At 36.5% G+C, this 24,954-nt stretch carries 22 protein-coding genes; 12 read left to right on the top strand and 10 right to left on the bottom strand.

The window, feature by feature from the left end:
* Positions 1–41: 41 nt before the first annotated feature.
* Complete coding sequence (locus EHQ16_RS04300; protein WP_135635332.1) at positions 42–482, bottom strand: OsmC family protein; 441 nt, start codon at positions 480–482, stop codon at positions 42–44.
* A 447-nt stretch (positions 483–929) separates the two neighbouring features.
* Between EHQ16_RS04300 and EHQ16_RS04295 the strand changes: the two genes are divergently transcribed.
* A complete protein-coding gene (locus EHQ16_RS04295; protein WP_135635334.1) occupies positions 930–1,865 on the top strand; it encodes a hypothetical protein in 936 nt (311 codons plus the stop codon).
* A 76-nt stretch (positions 1,866–1,941) separates the two neighbouring features.
* Here the strand turns inward: EHQ16_RS04295 and EHQ16_RS04290 are convergent, their stop codons facing one another.
* The 3 genes from EHQ16_RS04290 to EHQ16_RS04280 are packed head-to-tail and all read right to left on the bottom strand — an operon-like array spanning position 1,942 to position 3,933.
* The gene (locus EHQ16_RS04290; RefSeq protein ID WP_135635336.1) at positions 1,942–2,298 is read right to left on the bottom strand and encodes a DUF3703 domain-containing protein; all 357 of its coding nucleotides are present in this window, start codon (positions 2,296–2,298) and stop codon (positions 1,942–1,944) included.
* A gap of 38 nt (positions 2,299–2,336) precedes the next feature.
* Positions 2,337–3,107, bottom strand: a complete 771-nt coding sequence (locus EHQ16_RS04285) for a putative signal transducing protein (RefSeq protein ID WP_135635338.1) — start codon at positions 3,105–3,107, stop codon at positions 2,337–2,339.
* A 22-nt stretch (positions 3,108–3,129) separates the two neighbouring features.
* Positions 3,130–3,933: a helix-turn-helix domain-containing protein gene (locus EHQ16_RS04280; RefSeq protein ID WP_135635340.1), complete on the bottom strand. Its 804-nt coding sequence runs from the start codon at positions 3,931–3,933 to the stop codon at positions 3,130–3,132.
* A 77-nt stretch (positions 3,934–4,010) separates the two neighbouring features.
* Between EHQ16_RS04280 and EHQ16_RS04275 the strand changes: the two genes are divergently transcribed.
* Positions 4,011–4,460, top strand: coding sequence for an SRPBCC family protein (locus EHQ16_RS04275; protein ID WP_135635342.1), 450 nt, complete (start codon positions 4,011–4,013; stop codon positions 4,458–4,460).
* A 46-nt stretch (positions 4,461–4,506) separates the two neighbouring features.
* Positions 4,507–4,923: an SRPBCC family protein gene (locus EHQ16_RS04270; RefSeq protein WP_135635344.1), complete on the top strand. Its 417-nt coding sequence runs from the start codon at positions 4,507–4,509 to the stop codon at positions 4,921–4,923.
* A 41-nt stretch (positions 4,924–4,964) separates the two neighbouring features.
* Here EHQ16_RS04270 and EHQ16_RS04265 read toward each other — a convergent pair whose 3' ends face one another.
* On the bottom strand, positions 4,965–5,567 hold the full coding sequence (locus EHQ16_RS04265; protein ID WP_135635346.1) for a class I SAM-dependent DNA methyltransferase: 603 nt from the start codon (positions 5,565–5,567) through the stop codon (positions 4,965–4,967).
* A 123-nt stretch (positions 5,568–5,690) separates the two neighbouring features.
* On the opposite strand from EHQ16_RS04265, the gene EHQ16_RS04260 reads away from it, so the two are divergent.
* From EHQ16_RS04260 to EHQ16_RS04250, 3 genes are all read left to right on the top strand, one after another.
* Positions 5,691–8,432, top strand: coding sequence for an ATP-binding protein (locus tag EHQ16_RS04260; protein WP_135635583.1), 2,742 nt, complete (start codon positions 5,691–5,693; stop codon positions 8,430–8,432).
* 421 nt (positions 8,433–8,853) lie between these two features.
* Positions 8,854–9,825 carry a ribonucleotide-diphosphate reductase subunit beta gene (locus EHQ16_RS04255; protein WP_135635348.1) on the top strand — a complete coding sequence of 324 codons (972 nt, stop codon included), beginning with the start codon at positions 8,854–8,856 and terminating at the stop codon, positions 9,823–9,825.
* A gap of 21 nt (positions 9,826–9,846) precedes the next feature.
* Positions 9,847–12,234 (top strand): ribonucleoside-diphosphate reductase subunit alpha, encoded by a 2,388-nt coding sequence (locus EHQ16_RS04250; protein WP_135635350.1) that lies wholly within the window; start codon positions 9,847–9,849, stop codon positions 12,232–12,234.
* An 81-nt stretch (positions 12,235–12,315) separates the two neighbouring features.
* On the opposite strand, the gene EHQ16_RS04245 is transcribed toward EHQ16_RS04250, so the two are convergent.
* A complete protein-coding gene (locus tag EHQ16_RS04245) occupies positions 12,316–13,404 on the bottom strand; it encodes a calcium:cation antiporter (RefSeq protein WP_135635352.1) in 1,089 nt (362 codons plus the stop codon).
* 306 nt (positions 13,405–13,710) lie between these two features.
* Between EHQ16_RS04245 and EHQ16_RS04240 the strand changes: the two genes are divergently transcribed.
* Together EHQ16_RS04240 and EHQ16_RS04235 are read left to right on the top strand one after the other, a co-directional pair.
* On the top strand, positions 13,711–15,123 hold the full coding sequence (locus EHQ16_RS04240) for a beta-propeller fold lactonase family protein (protein ID WP_135635354.1): 1,413 nt from the start codon (positions 13,711–13,713) through the stop codon (positions 15,121–15,123).
* A gap of 53 nt (positions 15,124–15,176) precedes the next feature.
* On the top strand, positions 15,177–15,929 hold the full coding sequence (locus EHQ16_RS04235) for a type 1 glutamine amidotransferase domain-containing protein (RefSeq protein WP_135635356.1): 753 nt from the start codon (positions 15,177–15,179) through the stop codon (positions 15,927–15,929).
* On the opposite strand, the gene EHQ16_RS04230 is transcribed toward EHQ16_RS04235, so the two are convergent.
* Positions 15,909–16,280, bottom strand: a complete 372-nt coding sequence (locus EHQ16_RS04230) for a DUF2200 domain-containing protein (protein ID WP_135635358.1) — start codon at positions 16,278–16,280, stop codon at positions 15,909–15,911. The two genes, EHQ16_RS04235 and EHQ16_RS04230, sit on opposite strands and share 21 nt — an antisense overlap.
* A gap of 288 nt (positions 16,281–16,568) precedes the next feature.
* Between EHQ16_RS04230 and EHQ16_RS04225 the strand changes: the two genes are divergently transcribed.
* The gene (locus EHQ16_RS04225; RefSeq protein WP_244241924.1) at positions 16,569–17,735 is read left to right on the top strand and encodes a Kelch repeat-containing protein; all 1,167 of its coding nucleotides are present in this window, start codon (positions 16,569–16,571) and stop codon (positions 17,733–17,735) included.
* Between the two features lie 41 nt (positions 17,736–17,776).
* Here EHQ16_RS04225 and EHQ16_RS04220 read toward each other — a convergent pair whose 3' ends face one another.
* Positions 17,777–18,334: a dihydrofolate reductase family protein gene (locus EHQ16_RS04220; RefSeq protein WP_135635360.1), complete on the bottom strand. Its 558-nt coding sequence runs from the start codon at positions 18,332–18,334 to the stop codon at positions 17,777–17,779.
* Positions 18,335–18,902: 568 nt separating this feature from the next.
* On the opposite strand from EHQ16_RS04220, the gene EHQ16_RS04215 reads away from it, so the two are divergent.
* Positions 18,903–20,288, top strand: coding sequence for a hypothetical protein (locus EHQ16_RS04215; protein WP_135635362.1), 1,386 nt, complete (start codon positions 18,903–18,905; stop codon positions 20,286–20,288).
* Positions 20,289–20,321: 33 nt separating this feature from the next.
* Entirely contained in the window at positions 20,322–20,882 is a 561-nt protein-coding gene (locus EHQ16_RS04210) for a phage tail protein (protein ID WP_135635364.1), read from the top strand.
* A 145-nt stretch (positions 20,883–21,027) separates the two neighbouring features.
* Here EHQ16_RS04210 and EHQ16_RS04205 read toward each other — a convergent pair whose 3' ends face one another.
* On the bottom strand, positions 21,028–21,456 hold the full coding sequence (locus tag EHQ16_RS04205) for a DUF3995 domain-containing protein (RefSeq protein WP_135635587.1): 429 nt from the start codon (positions 21,454–21,456) through the stop codon (positions 21,028–21,030).
* A gap of 266 nt (positions 21,457–21,722) precedes the next feature.
* Between EHQ16_RS04205 and eno the strand changes: the two genes are divergently transcribed.
* A complete protein-coding gene (gene eno, locus EHQ16_RS04200) occupies positions 21,723–22,994 on the top strand; it encodes a phosphopyruvate hydratase (RefSeq protein ID WP_135635366.1) in 1,272 nt (423 codons plus the stop codon).
* Between the two features lie 61 nt (positions 22,995–23,055).
* Here the strand turns inward: eno and EHQ16_RS04195 are convergent, their stop codons facing one another.
* Positions 23,056–24,636 (bottom strand): autotransporter outer membrane beta-barrel domain-containing protein, encoded by a 1,581-nt coding sequence (locus EHQ16_RS04195; RefSeq protein ID WP_135635368.1) that lies wholly within the window; start codon positions 24,634–24,636, stop codon positions 23,056–23,058.
* Between the last annotated feature and the right edge of the window lie 318 nt (positions 24,637–24,954).

Raw genomic sequence — 24,954 nt, 5'->3', positions numbered from 1 at the left:
CCAATGTTAGTTTGAAACATTGGTATACCAAATACATTCCATTAACTTGCCGCGACCTCTTGTTTGTTGAATACAGGAACTCCCGAAAGACTATCCTTCACTGGACATACTTTATAAATATGTTCGAGAAGTGCATCGATGTTTGACTTTGGTGAATCACTTTCAATATTCACTCGGTAACGAATTTCCGAAAAACCAGGCCTAACATCCGATAAACCTTGAAATCCATCCAAATCCAAATCACCTTCTGCAAACACTTGGTAATCTTTTAATTCCACTTTATGTGCGGGTGCAAAAACAGAAACCAAAACTCCAACACAGGCCGCGAGACCACCTAATAGATGCTCGACGGGATTGGCCCCTAAATCGGTTCCACCTAAAAATTCAGGTTCATCAATCACCCATTTGTGTTGCCTTGATTCTAAGTTGAGTTTTAGTCCACCGGCCCACGATGCCTTTGCTTCAAATAAAGTATTCGCCATTTGTTTCCTCCAAATTGGTAAGTACCGAACATGCCCGACCAAAATAAATTGACAAACCCTTAATTCGCTATAACAGACAATTTGTTCAATATTGCATAGTATATGCTTCGAACTTCTGGTTCATTGCACATTCCTTGGGAACCTTTGGATGTGGTGGGCGGCTCACGGGCCACCAAGTCCCCAATGGGCTCGTAGGACTTGACCGGGCTACTCCAGGGTGCGCGTTCCGCTCCCGTCACCTGTCATCTAACGATGATAGGTGACCAAGCCTTTCGTATCCCTGCCGCAAGAACTTTTGTATTCTTTTGTATAAAGTTCTTTAAGATACATTCGATAAAGATTATTGTTACGAACCTAGGAAATCATATGAAATTAATTTTTACTCTATTTATAGCGTTGTTTTTTGTAAGTTCCATCTCCGCACAATGGAAAGATCCATCGGAAAGATTGGAATGGAACAAGGAAGTTGAAAAAAAATGGAGTCAAAAAAATACTCCGGATGCAAACGGAAAACTATCTGTTAACCATCTCATCACTCTGGATACATATATTGATCCATATTCTCAAAATATGGCGGAAGGAAGATACGGTACTAAGTTCTATTTTAAATATTATAGTTTTAAACTTCCAACAGAATTCAAAAGAGGGGATACTCTTTTATTGAGAATTACGGAAGTCATCAATCCACTTGATTTTTATTTAAGTCGATTGGATCTTACATATAACGAAAGTTCAATTTTTGAATCTGGTGGAATGTTCCGGATGGACGCATTTTATAAGGGACAACCTGTTCCAATTGATGGTCCTGGTATTGAGGTGCAATTTCCTGTACAGAATCCATCCAATGTTTACAATCTGTATTCTTATCAAAACAACCTGTGGGAAAAAAAACAAGATAGTAAGGATATTCAAACATCAGCTAGTACTACCGAATCAACCTCTGATAATTTTGAATTTAATCTAAGTTCGATTGATAAAATTGTCAGTGGTATAAAAGGTTTTGTTTGGTGGAATTTTGACCTTCCTCGTAAAAACATAACTTGTCTAACTGGGAGGATTAAATCATCTAATACAAACCATTCAGTTACGGTTGTTGGAATTAGTAAACTAGGGGTTACTACAAAACAATTTTACACTGATGAGTTTAAGATCAACTATTTGCAAGATGTTATGGTTAAAGTCATTGTTGATGGTGGTGAAGGTACTTTGGGGGCATCCAATTTTATTCAAACAAACAAAGTTGATAGTTATTTTTATAGTGAAGACTATAAAAAAGGGAAATGCCAGAATATTGGTGAAATCCATACCAAAAAAGTTAGTCCTGAATTGAAAAACAATCGCGGAGAATTATTAAAATACCTAGGCCTAAATGATGTTATATAAATGATCATTATTCAAGATTGGTTTTATACTAACATAACTAACTGAACGATACAATCCCCAGTAAACTTCAATAAGGTTACTCGTTCTTTTCTGCTTTCTCAAATAAAACTTTTAAGTCGCCTTCAATGGGTAACACTTTCATAATTCCAATATTGGAACCACCTGTATTTCCGATCGGAACTCTTCCGATCAGAGATCCAATCCCCGCAACAGCCAACCGAATGACTTGCCCAAAGATTTCTTTTCTGTCTTTTTTACGAATTCCCACTTTCAACATCCACCAATGGTTCACTGTATGGGGAACAACAAACCTTTGCCCTAAGATATGAGCCCGTTCTAAGTGGAAAAAAGATTCTGTATACTTTGAATCTTTATAGAGTTTTTTAGCAATTTCCATTTCCTCTTGGAATTTTTGTTTTAGAATGGGATGCATGGTATTTTCCTTTAGTTAAAGTATATTCCTTATCATCATTAATCTACGATCTCAGATTCATCAAAACGATAATCCTTATTTTGATCCAAATACCTTTTTTGTTTGGATCCTTTTGCATCAAAAATGATGTACTCATCAAATTCACCATCTTGGTCATTGTCTGCAAACTCTACAGTTTTGACGCCGTTTGTATCATACGACCTTTGGATTGTGAAAAAATCAGTAAGATATGGATTAAAAAATTCAGAGGTTAATTTTCCACTGAAATCATAAGTTTTTTGATTTAAAATTTTATCTGTTTCTTTGTCATAACAGGAAAGTTCAATGAGTTTTCTTGTTTTTTTATAATAAGTAGATGTACAATAGTTGTCTTCATCGAAATTATATTCATACAATTCACTTTCCATCGATTTTTTATATTTATTAAACTTATCTTGTTCCAAAACATAAAGTAAAAGAAAATATAAATTCGAAATGAATAAAATTCCAGATATTAAGGTCAGTAAAAACTTTGTATCTTTTTTTCCCTTTAACTTAGTGAGTTCTCTGTATCGATTGTATCTTTGTATGGGAAATACATCTTCCTCAGGAGGTTCTTCCGAATAGGATCCATTTTCTATAATTTCTAAGGCTTTCGAGTAGTCCAAATCAGAAACATAAATTTCCATTAAATTCGAATGTCTAGGAATCATGGCATTTAAAACATCCAGGTCTTCCCCTTTTGTCATAAACTTAACTTGGTTTGCGGCTAAAGCCGATTCAATGACTTTGATTTTGGTATAATCTGTGGATGTATAAATTAGTTTCATTGGTTGTTTAAATTGTTTGTTTTTACGATATTGTTTTCAAGTAATCTTCTGGGCTGAGACCAATTGTTTTTTTAAAATCTTTTATAAAATGAGATTGGTCATAATATCCTAATTCCAGAGCCATTTCTGCATATTGGATTGTTTTTTGGTTTTCGATCCGTTCCGCCACTCCTTGGATCCGAAAACGTTGGATGACCCATTTAGGGCTGACTCCCACATATTCTTGAAATAGTCTTTGGAGACTACGAAGATTGATAGAAAATAGTTTTGTCAATTGTTCTACCGACTTAATGTTTACATCGTCTTTGATTCGGTCGACAATCCTATTAATAAATGATACTTTAAAATCAGGTTTTGGGGCATGTGTTTCCAACCAAAATTCGATGAGTTGGATTTTTTTTTCCGCGTCTTCAATTTGAAAGATTTTATTTTCTAAATCAGAGACATCATCGTTTGTGATCTCCTGAATTGGAATAGTTTTGTTCGTCAGGTTTGCCACTGGTTTTTTTAAAAATGGATAAAATCCTCCAGGTCGAAATTTGATTCCAAAAACAGAACCTTTTCCTTGTAATAGAGTAGAGAACCTTCCTTTTGTGACTCCAAAAATTTTCGAATTTCCTTTTTCAAATACAATGTGAATGCTAGGGTAAGGAAGTGTTTCAGCTAAATATGGTTTTTTATCTGTTAAGTCCCAACTAACAGTCCAGTAATGTTCTATAAAAAAATCTAATTTTTCATTGGCAAAGTATCGATTGTGTTTGGCGAAAAGACTAACGTTGTTTTGTCGTAAAACACCTCTGGTTGGTTTTCCTTTTTCCCTCTCCATACAACTTATTTAGAGTTTTGTCGTGTTTTTACAATCCAAATCTTTTCATTTTTGATAGAGTATTTTAGAGGAAATTTGTGAAAACGTCAAACCAATTGAATCATAGCCTACAACTGAATTTAGAAAAAAAGATTCACTCTTCTTTGGAAATTGTTTGGGAAATTCTAACATCACCAAAATATATCAAAGAATATTTATATGGAACAGAAGTTATATCTGATTGGAAAGAGGGAAGTTCCCTTGTTTTTAAAGGAGTTTGGGAAGGAAATACTTACGAAGAAAACGGTATGATTCTTAGTTTTAAACCTCCCTATACATTCAAATACACTTATTTTACAGCTTTTTTTGGGTTACCAGATATCCCGGAAAACTATTCAATCATCGAAAACCATCTGTTCGAAGAAAATGGAATTGTTACCATACACTTAAAACAAATTGGTTTCACCGCAGAAGATAAATTGAAACATTCTGAGGAAAATTGGAATCAATGTTTAGATATGATAAAACAAATTGCTGAAAAAAAGTGAGAAAATACTTTTCAAAAAAGGTATTGTTTCGATACAATTTCCGTTTATGGACTCGAATCAAATCACCGTACAATCTACAATCAGTGCCGACAGTAAAAAGGTTTGGGACTACTATAACTTACCTGCACACATCATCCATTGGAATTTTGCCTCTGACGATTGGCAGTGTCCCTGGGCCAAAATCGATCTAAAGGTTGGTGGTAAGTATAGCGCGAGAATGGAAGCTAAAGACGGAAGTTTTGGTTTCGAATTTGAAGCAACTTATGACAAAGTCATCGATCAAAAATTAATTAGTTATACTATGGAAGATGGGCGAAAAGCAAGTGTGTCCTTTGAAGTTTTGGGAAACAAAACACAGGTAACCATTACCTTTGATGCGGAAAATGAAAATCCTGTGGAAATGCAACAAGGCGGTTGGCAGGCAATTTTAGATAACTTTAAAAAATACACAGAGTCTCACTAAACAAAGGTTATTTTTTCTTGGGCCCTTGTTTACCTCTTTGTTTATTTTGAACTTGCAGAAATCAACAAAGAGGCATCTTGGTTCATAAAAATATTTTTCCCATGATGAAATGTTTTGATGGTTATAACTTTAAACCCAACTTCTGTCAGTAATGATTTTAAGTGTAATTGATTGAAACCATTATGTAGATTGGGATGACTGATGTTTTCGTTTTTATCAAAATCTACAATGATCAATTTACCATCTGTATTTAAGATGGAGTAAAATTGTTTCAGTAAAGTGAGTGTATCTGGAACATGAAGCAAAACCAAAGAAGCCAAGATGATGTCGGCATTGATCTTGGATTTCATTTTTGTTAAATCAGAATCAATTACTTTTGTTTTGTTTGGGTCTATTTTCCTTTGGATTATTTTTTCTTTTAAGATTTCTAACATTGCTTCTGAAGAATCAATGAATACAATCTGGTCCACTAAATCGAATAATTCTAAACCAATAAGACCTGTCCCACATCCATAATCTAATAATGTTTTGTCCTTTTGGATTTGTATTTCTTCTCTAACTGCGGAGAGAATGATTTTTGCAAGGCCTATTCGTTCTTCGGTATCATATTTGCTGGCAATTTGATTGAATCGATTTGGTTCCATAACGGGGATTTCTTTTGTTTAGACCCGTTCCTCCTCCCACAAACGAAAAATAATCTCTATTCGCCTTTTCGTTCTTATGAATTTCTCTCTTTTTCTTTGGATTTTCATCGTCTTTTATATCAAATGCCCTCCTGGAATCTATTGGTCAAAAAATTCTTTAAAGAATCGATTCTCTTGATTTCAGTATTCATTCTTTACCTAGTTGTCGGAAAACTGAGTCTACATCTATCTTCGATTGATGGTTATAGTACTCCGGTTTGGCCACCAGCTGGTTTGGCACTAGGATTTGTAATCATATTTGGGAAACGTGTTTGGCCTGCTTTGTTTTTGGGAGCTTACTTTACCAACACAACGTACTTCCCCACTTCAGAAACTTGGATTGAGTTTCTGATTTCTAACCCACAGAATATAACCATATCTCTTGGGAATTCCAGTTCTGCTGTTTTAGGGGCTTATTTTTTAAAAAAATATTCGGATCCCAATTTGAATATTTTCCAAGTTAATGAACTTTTGGTATTTTTTATTTTTGCAGGTCCCGTAACTGCATTCATTGCTTCTACCATTGGAAGTTTTTCTTTATATTATTTTAAGATCATTTACTTTGAGTTTCTTTTTCAAACCTGGCTTACTTGGTGGATGGGTGATTCAATCGGGATTATTATTTTTACTCCACTCCTCATTCTCATTTGGAAATGGTATTTGGGTGAAGAAAAATTGATTCGATTGATTATCTTTGCTTCGGCAACGATGGGCACATTCATTTTTACCTTATCAATTTTTTTCATTACAAGAAACTGGGAAAAAGAATTTATCAAATACCGAATCAAATCAGATGGACAAATTATATCTACAGAAATTGAAAAAGGATTATTAGAGAACATTAGAGTGGTGAAAGCACTTGGTTCTTTTATTTCCATTACTGAGAATTTGAATCGGAATTATTTTGATCAATTTGCGGAAGGTATTATGGAAGGTTCTGATGGTGTTGCAGCATTATCCTGGAATCGAATGATCCGTAACTCTGCACGTTCCGTAGTAGAAACCAAACTGAAAAAAGATTATCCCGGCTCTAATGGAATCACAATAAAAAAAGATCAAAAAATGATCAAATCACCACATAGCGAAGAATATGTGCTCATTCAATACATATATCCTTATTCAGAAAATAAATTCGCAGTTGGATACAACTTACTTTCTGATCCTACACGAAAAGAAGCATTAAATAGTTCAATGCAAAGAAAGGATCTCGATATAACGAGTAAAGTAAATCTAATTCAAAATTTAGAAAATAATATAGGTTTTTTGGTTTTTTATCCTGTGACTCGATGGAATGGAGAATTTGGATTTGCAACCGCAGTGATCCGAATTGGATCCATTATTAATAAATCTTCTATTGGAAACGATCCAAATTATTTATGTATCAAAATTGAAGAATTCAAAGATCCTTATCATTCTGATATATTTTCAAAAGATTGTTCAAAAAATGAAGAAAAGATTTTTGCAGATTATTTTTATGAATACCCAATTAAAATTGGCTCGCATACTTTGAATGTAAGAGCCATTGCAACTAAAGATTATTTTCAAAAAAATCTTACCAATGCCTCGCGATTTATCCTCATCATTTCTTCCTTATTAACTGGATTACTTGGAATACTACTACTCATCATTATGGGTAAAGAAAAAAGCATACAGAATATCGTTGAAAAAAGAACTTTCGAATTGGAAAAAGCCAATCGTGTGAAATCAGAGTTTTTGGCAAATATGAGTCATGAGATTCGTACACCTATGAATGGGGTTCTAGGGATGTTAACTCTATTAGAACAAACTAATGTTGATTTAGAACAAAAAGACTATCTGGATAATGCAAAAAGGGCTGTTTTATCGCTTTTGACAATCATCAACGACATCCTAGATGTTTCAAAATTAGAAAACAAAAGATTAGAGATGGATCTAAAACCTACAAATATACATAAACTATGTAAGGATTTGATTCGGCTTTTTTTACCCGATGCGCGTAACAAAAATTTAGAGTTTTATGTCAATGTATCTAGTTTAGATTCCAATCTTTTTGCACTGGTAGACGAAAATCGGCTTCGTCAAATTTTGATTAATTTAATAGGAAACGCATTAAAATTTACTTTTGCTGGATCATTAAGTTTGGATGTAAACTTAAGCGAAGATAGAAAGTTCATAGTGTTCACAGTGAAAGATACGGGAATCGGAATTTCGCCCGAAAACATTTCTAAGTTATTCAATCGGTTTGTCCAATTGGAAGATTCAAGAACCAAAAAATTTGAAGGTTCTGGGCTCGGTCTTTATATTTCAAAACAACTGGTGAATTTGATGGGTGGGGAAATTGAAGTTCAAAGTGTTTTGGATGTAGGTTCAACTTTTCAGTTTACGATTCCATTTGAAGAAACAGATCAAAAAGATATACAGATAGAAAAATTACCTTCGAGGTTAGTCGGAGAAAATGATCATTTCCATGTGTTGATCGCAGAAGATAATTCTTTAAATCAAAAATTTATTGTGAAATTGTTTCAAAAAGAAAATATCAAAACAAGCGTTGCTTCTAATGGGCTTGAAGTGATCCAGTTATTGGATGAATCGCTGACCCATATTGATGATAGATTTGATATGATCCTTATGGACATACAAATGCCGTTAATGGATGGAATGGAAGCTACAAAAATCATTCGAAAACGTGATGATTCTTATCGAGATATACCTATCATCGCCATCACTGCAAATAGTATGGATTCCCAACTAAAAGAATATTTGGAAAACGGAATGAATGGATTTGTAAAAAAACCAATCATCCTCTCCGAACTGATGACAGCCATTTATAAAAATTTGGAAAATTAATCTAAAGATAAACCTTAGTTTTTTTGAAAATTCCCTCGTTTTATTCCATTGACAAAATATGTCTCATTCGGTTTATTTAGATTCTATTCCGGGAGGAATGAGGTGAAACTCCTCAACTGACGGCGCAACCGTAAATCCTTATCCTATACAGATAAGGAAAGTCGGATCTTCCCACATATGAATCGCCCGTAAACGATCATCTGTACCGAAATTTTTTTCAGGGCCCCGGACTATTGCTACCGGGATACCCACACTTTCTTCTAAACAAGTTGTTGTGTTCCGGGTCGACGAGATTTGGCCATGGATAAAACCCATTCCATACCAATTTCAACCAATAAACAAGTGTTTGTTGGCAAGATATGAATTTTCTTTGGCGAAGGAGATTCATAAAATATAGAATTCTTGAACCCGGAGTTGTTGAATGGATTATCAATCAGAAGTTTTATTAAAAGAGAATCAGGATCGATTTGTGATCCTTCCCATCAAGTTTCCTAAAATTTGGGAAATGTATAAAAAACAACAGGCTTCCTTTTGGACGGCAGAAGAAATCGATTTAAGTAGTGATTTGGATGATTGGAATTCTTTATCCAATAACGAAAGATTTTTTCTAAGTAACGTTTTGGCATTTTTTGCTGCAAGTGACGGGATCGTAAATGAAAACTTAGCCGTCAACTTTATGAGAGAAGTTCAATTACCGGAAGTTAGGTGTTTCTATGGATTCCAAATTATGATGGAAAATATCCATTCAGAAACCTATTCTCTGTTAATTGATACCTACATCAAAGATCCAAAAGAAAAACATAAACTCTTTCATTCCATAGAAACCATACCGGCTGTAGAAAAAAAAGCCAAATGGGCTTTACGTTGGATTGGTGAAGGTAATTTTGCTGAACGACTTCTTGCCTTTGCTGCAGTGGAAGGAATTTTTTTTAGCGGAAGTTTTTGCGCTATTTTTTGGATGAAAAAACGAGGTCTCCTTCCTGGCCTTAGTTTTTCCAATGAACTGATCAGTCGTGATGAAGCCTTACATTGTGAGTTTGCATGTATCCTTTTTAAAATGTTAAAAGAAAAACCAAACGCGGAACGTGTTTACGAAATATTTACCGACGCAGTTAATATCGAAAAAGAATTTATCACCGAATCATTGTCAGTGGATCTTATTGGTATGAACGCTAAATTAATGCAACAATACATTGAATTTGTTGCTGACCGTTGGCTCATTGAACTTGGATTTGATAAACTATATTATTCCTCCAATCCATTCGATTTTATGGAGATGATCTCCTTACAAGGAAAAACAAATTTTTTTGAAAAACGAGTGGGAGACTACCAAAAAGCAGGGGTTCTGGGTTCGGAACAGGGTTTTACTTTTTCTCTGAATGAAGACTTTTAAAATTTAAGGAAAGGAAATTATATGTTCGTACTCAAAAGAAATGGAAAACAAGAATCGGTAAAGTTTGATAAAGTTACGGCTCGGATTGAAAAGTTATCCTATGGCCTGAGTCGGTTGGTTAGCCCCATCGATGTTGCTAAAAAAGTCATAGAAGGAATTTATGATGGTGTCAGTACTTCGGAACTCGACAATTTGGCAGCTGAAATTGCTGCTTCTCTTACCACAAAACACCCTGACTACGCTCTTCTTGCGAGCCGTATTGCGGTAAGTAACTTACACAAAAACACAACTAAATCTTTTTCTGAAACAATGGAACGGTTGTATTCTTATATCGATCCAAAAACAAAAAAAGTTATGTCTCTGATTGCAGAAGATGTATGGGAGATTGTAAAACAACATTCTGAACTTTTAGATAGTTCCATTATTTATGACAGAGACTTTGGATTTGATTATTTCGGATTCCGCACTTTAGAAAAATCTTATTTGTTAAAATTAGACGGAAAAATCGTAGAACGCCCCCAACATATGTACATGCGAGTGGCTCTTGGAATCCATAAAGATCGCATTGAGGATGTTATAAAAACTTATAACTTGATGAGTGAACGATGGTTTACGCATGCCACTCCCACTCTTTTTAATGCAGGGACTCCCAAACCACAAATGAGTAGCTGTTTTCTTTTGACCATGAAAGACGATAGTATTGATGGGATTTATGATACCCTCAAACAAACAGCAAAAATTTCACAGAGTGCTGGTGGGATCGGACTTTCCATTCATAACATTCGGGCCACGGGTTCTTATATTGGTGGCACCAATGGAACGAGTAATGGAATCATTCCCATGTTACGTGTGTTTAACGATACAGCGCGGTATGTAGACCAAGGTGGTGGAAAACGAAAAGGTGCCTTTGCCATTTATTTAGAACCATGGCATGCAGATATTTTTCCATTTCTGGAATTAAAGAAAAATCATGGCAAAGAAGAGATGAGGGCTCGTGATTTGTTTTTTGCTCTCTGGATTTCTGATCTTTTTATGAAACGAGTGGAAGAGGGTGGTGATTGGAGTTTGTTTTGTCCGAACGAAGCTCCTGGGCTTTCTGAAGTTTACGGGGAAGAGTTTGTTACTTTATACGAACAGTATGAAAGGGAAGGGAGGGCACGAACCAAAGTCAAAGCCCAAGACCTCTGGTTTGCCATCGTCGAATCCCAAATAGAAACTGGAACTCCTTATCTATTGTATAAAGATGCAGCCAATTCAAAAAGTAATCAGAAAAATTTAGGAACCATCAAAAGTAGTAATCTTTGTACCGAAATTTTAGAATTCACAAGCCCAGACGAAGTTGCCGTTTGTAATTTGGCATCGGTCGCCTTGCCAAAGTTTGTTGCCGACGGTAAGTTTCTATTTGATAAATTATATGAAATTGTTTATCAAATGACTGTAAATCTAAACCGTATCATTGATGGAAATTATTACCCAGTTCCAGAAGCAAAAAATTCAAACTTAAAACACCGTCCGATTGGAATTGGTGTCCAAGGTCTTGCCGATGTTTTTATCCTCCTTCGAATGGCTTATGAAAGTGAGGACGCAAAAAAACTCAATATTGAGATTTTTGAAACGATCTATTTTGCAGCCATGACAGCAAGTAAAGACATAGCCAAAGAAGAAGGAACGTATCCTAGTTTTCCAGGTTCTCCCCTCTCTCAAGGAATTTTCCAATTTGATTTTTGGAATGTCAAACCAACTGGTCGATGGGACTTTGAATCATTAAGAAAAGAAGTGGTTCAATACGGAACACGGAATTCTCTCCTTGTTGCGCCAATGCCAACAGCTTCCACTTCACAAATTTTAGGAAACAATGAATGTTTTGAACCTTATACTTCCAATATTTACACAAGACGGGTTCTTAGTGGTGAATTTATTATTGTCAATAAACACTTGTTACATGATTTGATTGAACTCGGACTTTGGAATTCTGAAATGAAAAACCAAATCATTGCGGCTGGAGGGAGCATCCAATCCATTCCATCCATCCCTGATTCCATCAAAGAGATATACAAAACAGTTTGGGAAATGAAACAAAGATCTCTCATTGATATGGCAAGGGACCGCGGTGCGTTTATCTGCCAGTCACAGTCTTTGAATTTATTTGTAGAAAGTCCTAGCGTTTCCAAACTTACCTCCATGCATTTTTACGCATGGAAACAAGGATTAAAAACGGGGATGTATTATTTGCGAACCAAAGCTGCAACACAAGCCATTCAGTTCACTGTAGAAAAAACAAAGGAAGAAATCCTTCAGGAAAAAGAATCCCAGAATCAATTTACACCAGCTACCAGAAAAGATGTGGATTCTGAGTTCGTTGGAGAATCCTGTTCCATGGAAGAGGGTTGTCTTGTTTGTGGAAGTTAAGGAATTAGATTTAGAAGTATAGATGATTCAATGTTTAGAAGTTAGATTTTAGACCTAACTTCTAAACTTAAATTTCAGATTCTACGGCATCAGTGAAATTGCCAAAAAGGAAGCCATAATCACTAAGTGGATGAGTCCATGAAGGGATGTGGTTCTTCCGGATCCAAAAGTAAAACTTCCGGCAAGAAAGGTTACCATCAAAAACACAATGCCTTTGGTATCCAAACCAAGTGTTAGTGGTTTATCAAACATAAGAGAATACAAACTCACTGCGGGAATGGTTAGCGCAATACTCGCAGCTCCCGATCCTAATGCTAAGTTCAAACTTGTTTGTAGTTCATTGATTTTTGCTGCGTTCATAGCTGCTAATGTTTCTGGGGCCAAAACTAAAATCGCAATGACAATCCCTACAACTGCTTTTGGTGCACCTAATGCTGCGATGGTGCTCTCGATGGTCGGACTCAAGATTTTAGACAAACCAACTACCGCTACGAGAGAAAATAAGAGGGAGATAAAACTAGTAATGGCTCTTTTTTTGCTCGGTCGATTACTTGTGATTTCTTGTTGTGTTCCCTCACTTTCCGAAGCGGCAAAAAAGTTTTTATGAGATTTTGTTTGTGACCAAACAAGAGATCCATACAAAACAAGGGAAGCTAAGGATACAAAGATCAGTTGTCCTGCACTATAAGTTCCTTTGTTTGTGGAAGTCGTGAATAGAGGTAAAACTAAAGTGAGTGTTGAAAGTACGGCCAAAACTCCTAGCAAAGCCGTTGTTCCTACCAATTGAAATCCGAGTTCTTTGTGTTTTAAACCACCTAACAAAATGCAAATGCCAATGATTCCGTTTGTCACAATCATTAAAGCTGCAAATACCGTATCCCTTGCAATTTGTGGTGAGTCGGCGGTGTCATTACTCATAAGACTAACAATGAGTGCTACTTCAATCACAGTCACAGAAATTGCTAAAATCAAAGTTCCGAGTGCGGGTCCCACTCGTTCCGCGATGACTTCTGCGCTATGAACTGCACTTGAGATACCCGCGGCTAAAAATACAACAGCAAATGCGATGAGAAGTCCTTCACCAATGGGTGCGATCATAGCAAATACTAATACCAAAAAGGATGTGAACGACAGCCAGTCATTGGATGAGATTGTTTTTGAATTTGCCATAGTGTTTCTAATTTAATATTGAATTTAAATGTTCTTCAATTTTCAGACTATAAAAAATACAATAAAGTTCAAGTAATTCCATCGATTTGCCCTTTCTATTTGAACTTTGGGCGCCTCGAATGGGAGCTGAAAACCTCATTTGTAATAGGCACGACCGGGCTATTCGCTCCAATCTTCCCTTCAGGAAGGATTTCCGCTTCTATCCCTGGCGCAGAAATTCCGTTTAAAATTGATCCAATTGATTCTAACTTTTTAATTTTCGAATGACTTTTCTTGTATCCGCTTTACTTATGTTTGTTGGCTCCTATGAAGATAATACTGGCAATCCAATCGAAAGAGGCTAAGATCTTAAGATTCCCGAAAATACTATTTTTGTTTGTTTGTCTTTTTTCCTTCCATGCTTGTCTCTACAATCCCATTGTACAAAGTATACTTTGTCCCGATAAAGATCCTTCATCCTCCAAATCTTTATTGGCTCTCTGGGCCTTACTTGCAAGTTCTAACTCCGTTGTGGAGTTAAACCATACCTGGGCCGGGATTTATAAAGGGGACAGTTTACAATTGGAAGCACAGTACTATTTGTACGGTAACAAAACAGACACGACCTTCCAATGGACCAGTAGCAATGAATCCGTTGCCACTGTATCGCCTACAGGCCTTGTACAAAGTGTTGGAAATGGAAAGATACTCATCACTGCCACATCAGGCGATGGAAGAGCCAGGGCTACAAGTGCAATTACAGTTTATTCGGGATACGTTTATGCTAGTCTGGATAAGAGTGATCGAGTCGGTCATTTGACTATGAATAATAACACTGGTTTATTGACATACTCCACATTCTATACGGCTGGGGATGGGCCAACGGGAATCGGATTTGATCCTTCAGGTAAGTTTTTATTTACAGGAGATTTTGATGGTGGAACTATCTCCCAATTTTTAATCAACCAAACGACTGGCGCATTGACATCCAATACCCCTGTTTTTGTGACAGCCGGGACAAACCCAAGAAATTTAGTCATTACACCTGATGGAAAGTATTTGTATTTAATCGCAGAAGGAACACAAAACATAGAAGCCTATTCGATTAACTTGAACGGTAATCTGAGTTTTATAAATTCTTATACTTCGATTATCGGCCAAGCCCAAATCCAAATTTCGCGATCAGGAAAATTTATCTTATTGATGAACGGTAGTTATAATGCCATTGTCGCCTACCAAGTGAATCCGATTGATGGAAGTCTTTCCTTGGTCGCAACAAGCCCAAGTTTTACCAATGGCGGAACCGGTTATATTGCTACTCATCCGAATGGATCTTTTTTATATGTAGGTTCTTTCCCCGCTGTAACAGTTTTAAGTTTCGATGATAATACTGGTAACATGACTATCGTAGACTCTGTTCCACAAACGATGTTGTCCAATGGAGCTGCCATTCATCCTAATGGTCGCTTTTATTATGTAATGAATTTAAATAATGAAACTATTTCTTGTTACGGGATTGATCCTATAACTGGAAAAATTTCCTTTTTAACTAGTATCTCGGGATTCACCGGAAGTAGTTTGCGATATATGATTATTGATCCTACAGGGCGATTTGCCTATGTTGCCGACAATAATACTAATTTTATGCTCCAATTTAGTATCAACCAAACTACCGGTGAGCTCACTTCCATGGGAACAGTGGATGTAGGAGGACACCAGTGGAATCTAACTTTTTTATAATCGCCAAAATCAAGTTTTCACTTGAGATTGGAATTCTCACTTAAGGAAACGATATGATTCTAATACCAGTCCCTAGTTCTGATTTTGATCCGAGTGAAGCCTCTATTCCTTGGAAAATATTATCAGAATCAAATTTCAGATTCCAGTTTGCCACACCCGATGGGAAAAAAGCAAAAGCTGACGAACGGATGTTAAATGGAAAGGGACTGGGAATTTTGAAATCTGGATTTATCGCACGCAAAGATGCCAGAGACGCTTACTTAGAAATGGAAAATTCGAATGAATTTAAAAACCCCATTCCTTACTCTGAAATTAAAGAAAAGGATTTCCAAGCCATTCTTTTGCCAGGCGGACATGCACAAGGTATGAAAGAATACCTAGAATCCGAAGTTTTACAAAATGTTATCGTGGATTTTTTTCATTCAGAAAAACCTGTTGCGGCAATCTGTCACGGAGTTTTACTTGCAGCAAGAAGTATCAATCCAAAAACAAACAAATCTGTGTTATATGAAAAAAACACAACTGCCCTTTTGCAAAAACAGGAACTCCTCGCTTATTATACAACAAGACTTTGGTTAGGAAATTATTACAAAACCTATCCGCTCACAGTCCAGGCAGAAGTCACAAGTTTTTTAAAATCAAAAGAGCAGTTTAAAACGGGAGGGAGTTTATCAGTCAGAGATAGTCTCGAAAATCCAAATGTTGGTTTTACTGTTTTAGACGGGAATTATCTATCTGCTAGATGGCCTGGGGATGTGTATCAATTTGCCAGTAAATTCAAAACCTTACTTGGATCCATTTCGTAAAATTTTTTCCATCGTTTTTCCCTTAGCCAATTCATCCACAAGTTTGTCTAGATATCGCACTTTTCTTGTTAGGGGATTCTCGATATCTTCGATGCGGTAACCACAAATCATTCCTTTGATTTGTTCTGCATTTTTATTTAATTTTGCTTTGGCGAAGAAACTTTCAAAGGTTACATTTTCTTTGATGAGTTCGCCTATCTTTTTTGAATCAAAAGAAGTTAACCATTCAATCACTTGGTCTAATTCCTTTTTGGTTCTGCCTTTTTTTTCAATCTTTGTCACGTAAAGCGGATATACCGAAGCAAAGGTCATTTGGGCCATTCTTTCGTTGTGTTTTGCGCTTGGTTCCATGGTTATAATTAAAATTAAATTAGAGGTGATTTAAAACAATTTTAATTGAGAGTAAATATTAATTAAATATGTTTTTACTATTCTTAGTAGAAACATATTATTTAAACTAGTCGAATCAATAAATAATTTCTGAATTATAAAAAAAAGTAGCGTTTGTTTGATTAATGCTTAAAACTCGCAACAATGAAATTAATATTCGGAATTTTCCTAGTTTTTATTGCATGTAAACCTCCGACAATGGAAAATACATGCGATTCCAGTTCTAATATGTTTCTGGAAACTTTAATAGTGAAACGATTGAGAGGAGATAATTCTCCTCATTGTGGAATTAAGATTTCTCCAAATATTTGTGATCTAGATATAACATCCTTAATTCAATCTGAATATTCGCAAGAGTTTATAAAAGAAATCAACATCCAATCTCAAAAAGGTTCATCAGATAATCCAACTTATGACATTACTTCCATAGCTGTTCCCACTGCTTCCTTTAGATGGTCAGGATCGGTTCTTGCACCAAATGGAAAAATATATTCCATTCCTTACCAAGCCACGACAGTTCTAATCATAGATCCAGTAACTAATACAGCGGACAACAGTTCTATTGTTGGTCTCACTGGATCCAATAAATGGAATGGCGGAGTTCTGGCCCCCAATGGTAAAATCTATGGAATGCCATTTGCAAGTACAAATGTCTTAATTATTGATCCTAAGACAAATACTGCCAACACAACAACGATTACAGGACTTGGCACTGGTAGTAAATGGAATGGTGGAGTCTTAGCCCCCAATGGTAAAATTTATGGAATTCCTTTAGAAAGTAATAGTGTTCTGATCATCGATCCAGAAACAAATACTGCAAACACAACAACGATTACTGGGTTAGGTGTCGGTGGTGCTAAATGGTCATCTGGAGTTTTAGCCCCCAATGGCAAAATCTACGGAATTCCTTATAATGCTATGGATAGTGTTCTCATCATTGACCCAGAGAAAAATACCGCCAATACGACTTCCATCACTGGTCTTACGGGTGCCTATCGATGGTCATCTGGAGTATTAGCTCCTAACGGCAAAATCTATGGAATTCCAAATGATTCGAATACTGTTCTCATTATTGATCCAGAGACAAATACTGCAAATGCAACTTCTATTTCTGTTCCTGCCGGAACTGCAAAATGGATTGGAGGGGTATTGGCTCCGAATGGTAAAATTTATGGGATACCGGCATCCAGTGACGTAGTCTTAATCATCGACCCAGCCACGAATACAGCAGATATCACTTCAATGACAGGGTTAGTCGGGGTAAATAAATGGAACGGAGGAACCGTTGCTCCAAATGGAAAAATTTATGGCATTCCTTTCTCTACCACAACTAACTCAGTATTGGTAATGGATCCGAAATCAATTGGATCCTTTTGCCCATCTCTTTTAGAATCTTCCTATTTGAACAAATTATAATTCAAAAGCTGATTCAAATGGAATTTGGTTCAAACTTTAGTTTACCTTTGTCTTTTATAATGAAGGGCGATAGAACCAGAAGAAAAATTTTTTGAACCTAAAAAGTCTAACCGAAAGGTCTCTTTTAATCTGACTGTATCGAATAATCTAGGCCCATTTCCTGCGATCACTGGATGAACCACAAATCGATACTCATCAATCAAATTGGCTTCAGAAAGTTGGGAAGCTAAACTCAAACTTCCAATACAAATGTCTTTTCCTGGTTTTTGTTTTAATTCGTTCACTTCGTCCGATAAAGTCTTTTTTGCTAACCTAGTGTTGGGATCATCTACTTGTGTGACTGTTCTGGAGAAAAGGATCTTTTCAAGAGAAGTAAATACTTCTGCAAACTCGTTGCTGACCTTTGACATAGACTTATTTTTTGCCACATCCGGCCAAAAAGGAACCATCAGTTGGTAGGTGGTTCGCCCATACAGAATTTGATCTGCATTCTTTAAAATGTCGGTAAAGTATTGGTGTAAGTCTTCATCGGCTACCATACCCTCATGGCCATAAAATCCATCTGTTGATGTATTGATTGCAAAAATAACCTTTCTCATAAGTGTTTTTATACTCAGTAAGCTTAGATAGGAAAGTATATTTTGATCGGATCATTGGTCGCCTTAAGAAATTTTTTGGAGAAATATAGTATAACAGAATGTAGTTCTGATTTGGATAAAATGGTATTTTTCGTTACCTTTTAAAAATGATGAATGTGTTAATCACAAATTTTTTTTCGCTAAAACAAATGTTATATTTTGAGCCGAAAATACATAATTAACAATTAACTTCGATTAAGAGAAGAAAAGGTTAGGGAATTAGATAAGTGAAGTACGGGATCCGTTTGCAGTTTTGTTGCATTAACGAACAATAGTTGGTCATTGTAAATTGTGAGATTTTGAAAAAATGACTGTTATGCGGAAAAAAATTTGACTAAAAGGTATGTTCTTCCCACATTTGGCCACATTATCGGATCTTAGTTCTAAGCTTAAGAATACGATTTTGAATTTGAAAAAATGAAAAGGTGAATACATGCGCAAAGTATTAATTGTAATCTTTGTTATTTGTTGTTGCAGTTTAATCACATGCAGCGGCCAAAACAAGATTTCCAATTTAAATAAAATGTTTATGTTTGGATCTTTTTTTGCGTCTAGTTCAGTTTCAGTGACACCTGAAACAGGCGCAGTGATCCAAGCACCAACAATGAGTTTGACGATACCGTTAGGTGCGTTAAGTGAAGAGACTGTGATTACATATTCGGAAACTGATTTGCCGGCAGCAACAGATTCAATTGTACCACTTCAAGTTGCTTATAAATTTGGCCCGGAGAATTTACAATTCAACAAACCAGTACAAATGAAAATTTGTTATGATGCCAGGCCGGAGTTTTTGCAAGGAAAGAATGAAAAGACGTTACAGATTCAACATTATGATCCTGTAACAAAAAGATACGTAAGTTATGGAGGAGATGTAGATTTAGTCAATCATTGTGTGACTACTTCGATCTACCATTTCTCAAACTATATTTTAACTGCCCAAAATTTGGTTTTAGGAAATAACCCTCCAACGATCGGCGGAGCTACCTTTTTTCCTGGGCGTTTGATAGAAGGACTTCCTGCTACCGTAAGAACAAGTATCATAGATTGGGATGCTTCAGCGATAGTTACGGCAAGGTTTCATTACAGAACTCAAGGTAGTGGATCTTTATTCAAAAGTATCGCAATGTTACCGGATGAAAATGATGGTACTGGTCAATTTTACCAAGCAAAAATTCCTGCTTCCGATATTTTTGCTGCTGGATTAGAGTATTATATAGAAGTATATGATTCACTCAACGCCAGAGTAACAAGACCAGCTTCCGCACCAAGTACAGTCGATATAGTCAATGGTGATATTCGGGATGGTGTTACACCATTACGATTTCAAACTACAATTACCAGAATGAGTGCTGGATTTTCACGCGATTTAACAATCCAAGTGAAAGGAAATTCATCTGCTACATTCTATCCAGTTCCGGCAGAAACACTCACATTTGCTGGTGGGAAAGGTGTTACTTCCAGACCAAATTGGTTAAGCGCACGTTATACGGCTCAAATCATTGGAGGATCGTATTTACAGGCTAGTTATGGAAATCTCAATCTGTCTATGCCTATCAATGTGTATCCAGGTGTTATGGTACGGATGATTGTTTTGTATAATTCAGCTGAATTGCCAAATCCATTTGAGGTAACCGCAGGTTCCACCACTGCGTTAGATGCAGCAGGATATGATTCCTATAATAACTTCATATTTGTTCATCCAACGTTTACTTCGGATGGTGTTATCGGTACATTCGGAGATCCATTTTCTGATTTCGGGAAATTTACTGCATTGTATTATCCGACCGATAGAACTGGGACAATATCTGTGAACATAGGTGGATTTACTTCAACATACAATATCTTAGTAAAAGGATTTGGTGTTCTTTGTCAGTATGATGTTGGGACATTCGATTCCACATGTATTTTTAATTGAAATCAATAATAGTAAAATTAGAGGAAACAACAAATGAAAAGTAATATTAAAGAATATTTAAAAAGTGGTTTTTATAAAGGCGTAGGACTATCGTTAGGTTTTTGTGCAACAAGTTTATTCGCTGCTGCTGCCGCAATGAACCTCTTCGCACCAGGTGAAGTGATCAGCTCTGCTAGAATCAATCAGAATTTTCTAATCGCTGCACCAGAAGGGGCTGTAGTTGCATTTTATTTGAACAATTGCCCTGAAGGTTGGGCTCCAGCAGATGGAACCAATGGAACACCAAATTTACGTGGAGCGTTTGTGAGAGGTAGAGATGATGTTGGAACAGGAGCCGCTGGTAGAGATGAAGCAGGTTCAAGGGCTATTGGTAATTACCAAGAAGATAGTTTCCAAGGACATTACCACCAAGTGACTGGTGTATCTTCCAGTGTTATGCAACAAAACCCGTGGGATGGAGCTGGAACTGCTTTGGTTGGATCAGCTAGTGTAACTGTTGGAAATCCAATACAAGGATTGCATGGGGTTCCTCGATTTGGAAATGAAACCCGTCCGAAAAACATAGCATTAACTTATTGTATGAGAAAAAATTAAGTTAAGTTTTACGTAACTCTTTTTGTTAGAAGTTATCGGTCTATTAGGATGGATAACTTCTAACTCTATATCCATTTGGTTCTTTCAAAATTTATTATTTCAAAACTAACAATTTTGTTAATTTTATAAAAACTTTATCCGGTTTTTACACAATCAGTATCACTAAAAATCCCAAACCAATGAAAAGACAAAGTGGATTGTAGATTCGTTTTGTATAATAAACAAATATCGGCTTCCAGTATTTGGTGACAAACGGAGCATAACCGAAAATCCCTCGTAAGAAAAAAATCAAAGAAACAATTTCTAAAATAAGTTTGAATCCAAAGACCAGATTGCTGTTGAATCCAAGATCAATTCTGAATGTCCATACAATTGGTAAGAAGGAAAACAGAGCCAAAAAAATGGCAACAAACAAACACATAAATGGAGTGGGAAACTGGTTTCCTTTTCCGAAAACTAAATCAATTAATTCTTGTTTGGTTTTCCCTGGCCACAGTCCTCCAAAACCCCAGTAGACATGGATGGCAGCGAGAAATAAGAGGAGGATGTTTAAGGTGATGGCAATTAGGATCATGGATAACAATTAGATAGGAAAACATCAGTTTTTCTAGCGTTTTACAATTTTAATTGTTCCTACAATTTGTTTGATTTCTTTTAGCTTTCGGTTCCGCTAAGTAATCAAATTTTTCCCCGCGCCCCGGATAGAAGCGGAAATCCTTTGCGTAAGCAAAGATTGGAGCGGATAGCCGGAAATGTGCGCCCAAAGAAAATAGAATGATTTTGTTAAAGATTTGATTCTTCCTATGCTGGAATGGGATTTTTCCTGGAATATACAAACTAGTGTCAACGGAAACTAAGATTCAAAATGTCTTTGGGCGCCAAATATGGGACAGTCGAGGCCGTCCTACTGTGGAAGTCGAAGTCCATCTAACAGATGGTAACTTTGGATCAGGGATTGCACCTGCTGGAGCATCAAAAGGAAAATCAGAAGCTCTTGATTTACGGGACAATGGATCCTTGTTTGCAGGTTTTGGTGTCAAACATGCCATTCAAAATATAAACGGTGAAATTGCAGAAAACCTAATTGGGAAATCTGTATTGGATCAGGATACCAATGACAGGATATTAGTTCAACTAGACGGCACCAAACAAAAAACTCGATTGGGAGCCAATGCGCTCATCGCAACATCGATGGCAATGGCACATGCGGCGGCCAATTCCCTTCGTATTCCTTTATGGAAATATTTACAAGGGAATGAAACAAAAGATAAGATCTATTTGCCACTTCCGGAAATACAAATTTTTGGAGGAGGGGCCAATGAACCTTCTGGACTCGACATCCAAGATTTTATGATTTTACCCTTTGGAGCAAAATCATTTTCTGAAGCGATGGAATGGACTGCAGAAATTCATTTGGCTGCTATGAGTGAGGTTAAAGTTTCAAAGGGTATTCAAAATAACGAACAGACCATTGAAATTTTAATTAAGGTGATTGAAAAAGCGGGATTTTCCACAAAACCTTCTTCCAAAAATCGAATCGGAATCAGTTTGGATTTTGCCGCCTCGCATTTGTTTGTTGGAGATAGTTATCATTTAAAATCTTCCCATCAAAAATTCACAAAAGAAAAATGGTTTGAGCACATTCTAAAATGGATCAAACAATTTCCTATAGATGGGATGGAAGACCCTTTTATTGAAGAGGATTTAGAAAGTTATTCTTTGTTAATGAAAGAGATTGGGAAATTGGATCGGAAAATTCAGTTGGTCGGGGATGATTTACTGACGACACAAATTAAAAATATAGAAAAAGCAAACCAACACAATGCATGTAATACTCTGCTTTGTAAACCAAATCAAGTGGGAACATTAACTGAAGCAAAAGATGCATTTCTATTAGCAAATAAAATTGGATGGGATACCATTGTCTCAGCAAGATCAGGAGAATCGGAAGATACAACCATTTGTCATTTAGCTTTGGGTTGGGGGATCAAACAAATTAAAGTGGGTTCGTTTGCACATGCAGAACGAATGGCAAAGTGGAATGAATTGATTCGTCTCGAAGAAAGATTGGGAAAACAAGCTGTGTTTGTTGGTTCCTTATTTCACTCGTAAACATTATTGATGTTTGGATACTTTTTGTAATTTTGACTTACAAAAATGAACCATCACTTGTTTATCTGTATTGAACGAGGACTTGATTGATTCCCGCTGAATAAGCACCTTGGGCACTCACTCGATTTCCGAAAGTAAACACTTCATTTCCGTAGATGGTTCCTCCCGCATACAAGTTGCCAAATCCATCCGTGGAAGCGGCAAAATACCGAGTTAGTTGATTTCCGGAAACAACAGATCTCGCCCATTTTGGAACTCCGTCAGAGTTAAACCTCATAAGAAGATAGTTTGAATCACTTGCATTTCCATTCAAACTAATGCCATTTCCAAATGAATACTTTCCCGTCCCCACAATATTACCTGCTGCATAAACATTGGATCGTAAGTCGGACGTTAATCCCAGAACTATGGAATTTTCTGGTCCTTCTATTGTCGAACGCGCCCACTTTGTTATGCCATAAGAATCATATTTCACTAATAAAAAATTGTTTAGACTGAATGTTCCATTCACCGAAACCCCATCGCCAAGAGACACGAGTCCTGAACCAATAGTCAAACCACCTGAATATGTATTTCCTAGTCTATCCGCTGTTAGTGCAGTGAAAACCGTTCGATTGGTAGCGGATTCCACAGTTTTTGCCCAAACCGTTTGTCCACTGGTTGTGTATTTTGCGATCAATAGATTTTGAAATGTAGATTTTCCTGTAATGGTTATGCCGGATCCAAAATCAAAATTGGAGAGCCCAGTGATACGTCCCGCAACTACTAGATTCCCAGTAGAATCCAAAACGACAGAATTAAATGCGGAGTCTGTACTGGAACCCAACACGGCTTTGACCCAAATGGTATTTCCGGAAGAGTCATATTTGATTAAAAAGCCTGTGTCTCCACTATGAGTTATGGTTTCTGAAACACCATTGCCAAAGGAATAGGTTCCTGCTCCCGTGAGGAACCCTGCAGCATAAACATTCCCTAATGAATCAACCGCAACAGTAGAAAAGTTAGTCGAGTTGGTGGTCGACACAATGGATTTAGCCCAGATAGCATCTCCATTGGCATTGTATTTCACTAATAAAAAATTTTCTGCCCCACCACCATTGGCAGTGATTCCATTTCCAAAATTATAACTCCCCGTTTGCGAAATGGTGCCAGCCGCATAGACATTCCCGCTCGGATCGACAGCAACTGAGTTAAACAGTGAATTGTTTGTCCCACTTGCAACTGTTTTTGACCAAATAGCATTTCCAAAGGAATCGTATTTGATGATATATAAATTTGTGCCTGTGCTGAAGCTACCAGTTGCATTGACTTGGTTGCCAAATGAAAATTCCGAATTCCCTTCTATGATTCCGACCCCATAAATATTTCCCACCATGTCATTGGCTAGAAAGGAAATGCGAGAGGGTTTCTCTGCTCGAGTGACAGTTCTTGCCCAAGAGGCAATTCCCAAATTGTCCGAATCAACACTCAGACCACAAAAATCAAAAACTCCCCCCTGTGATAATTTGAGTAAAAAGGATTCAGAATACGAATTGGAACGAGGGTCACAAGGATTGTTTCCTTTGAAATTTTGACATCCCGCGAGAAAAAGGAAAGATAGAAAACAGAATATGACCTGCGTTTTGCGAGAATATAGTTTCATTGTATGGCGTTTCTAAATGAGTAAAATTTATTTATGATTTTGAATCAAATATTAATTGGGAAAAATATTTTCAATATGTTGATTTTTTATTTCCGTCAGATTATTTCTACTCGTTTACTTTTAGTTTCTGTTTTGCTACAATCAACTGAAAAACATTTTCGGATAGGGACTTACCGTTAATTGTGGCTGTCCAGGCACTATGTGCGGCACCAACAAGTGGGTTAAATTCACCACGCCCGCCAATCGTATGAAAAAAATCGCAATTGGAAATTTATTGCTAGGATTTCACACAAATCTTTGTGGTGTTTTTTTCAGATT

The organism is Leptospira kanakyensis, from assembly GCF_004769235.1.
GTDB classification, from domain to species: domain Bacteria; phylum Spirochaetota; class Leptospiria; order Leptospirales; family Leptospiraceae; genus Leptospira_A; species Leptospira_A kanakyensis.
Note: the sequence above shows the minus strand (reverse complement) of the source record. Positions and strands in the feature narration are given on the sequence as shown.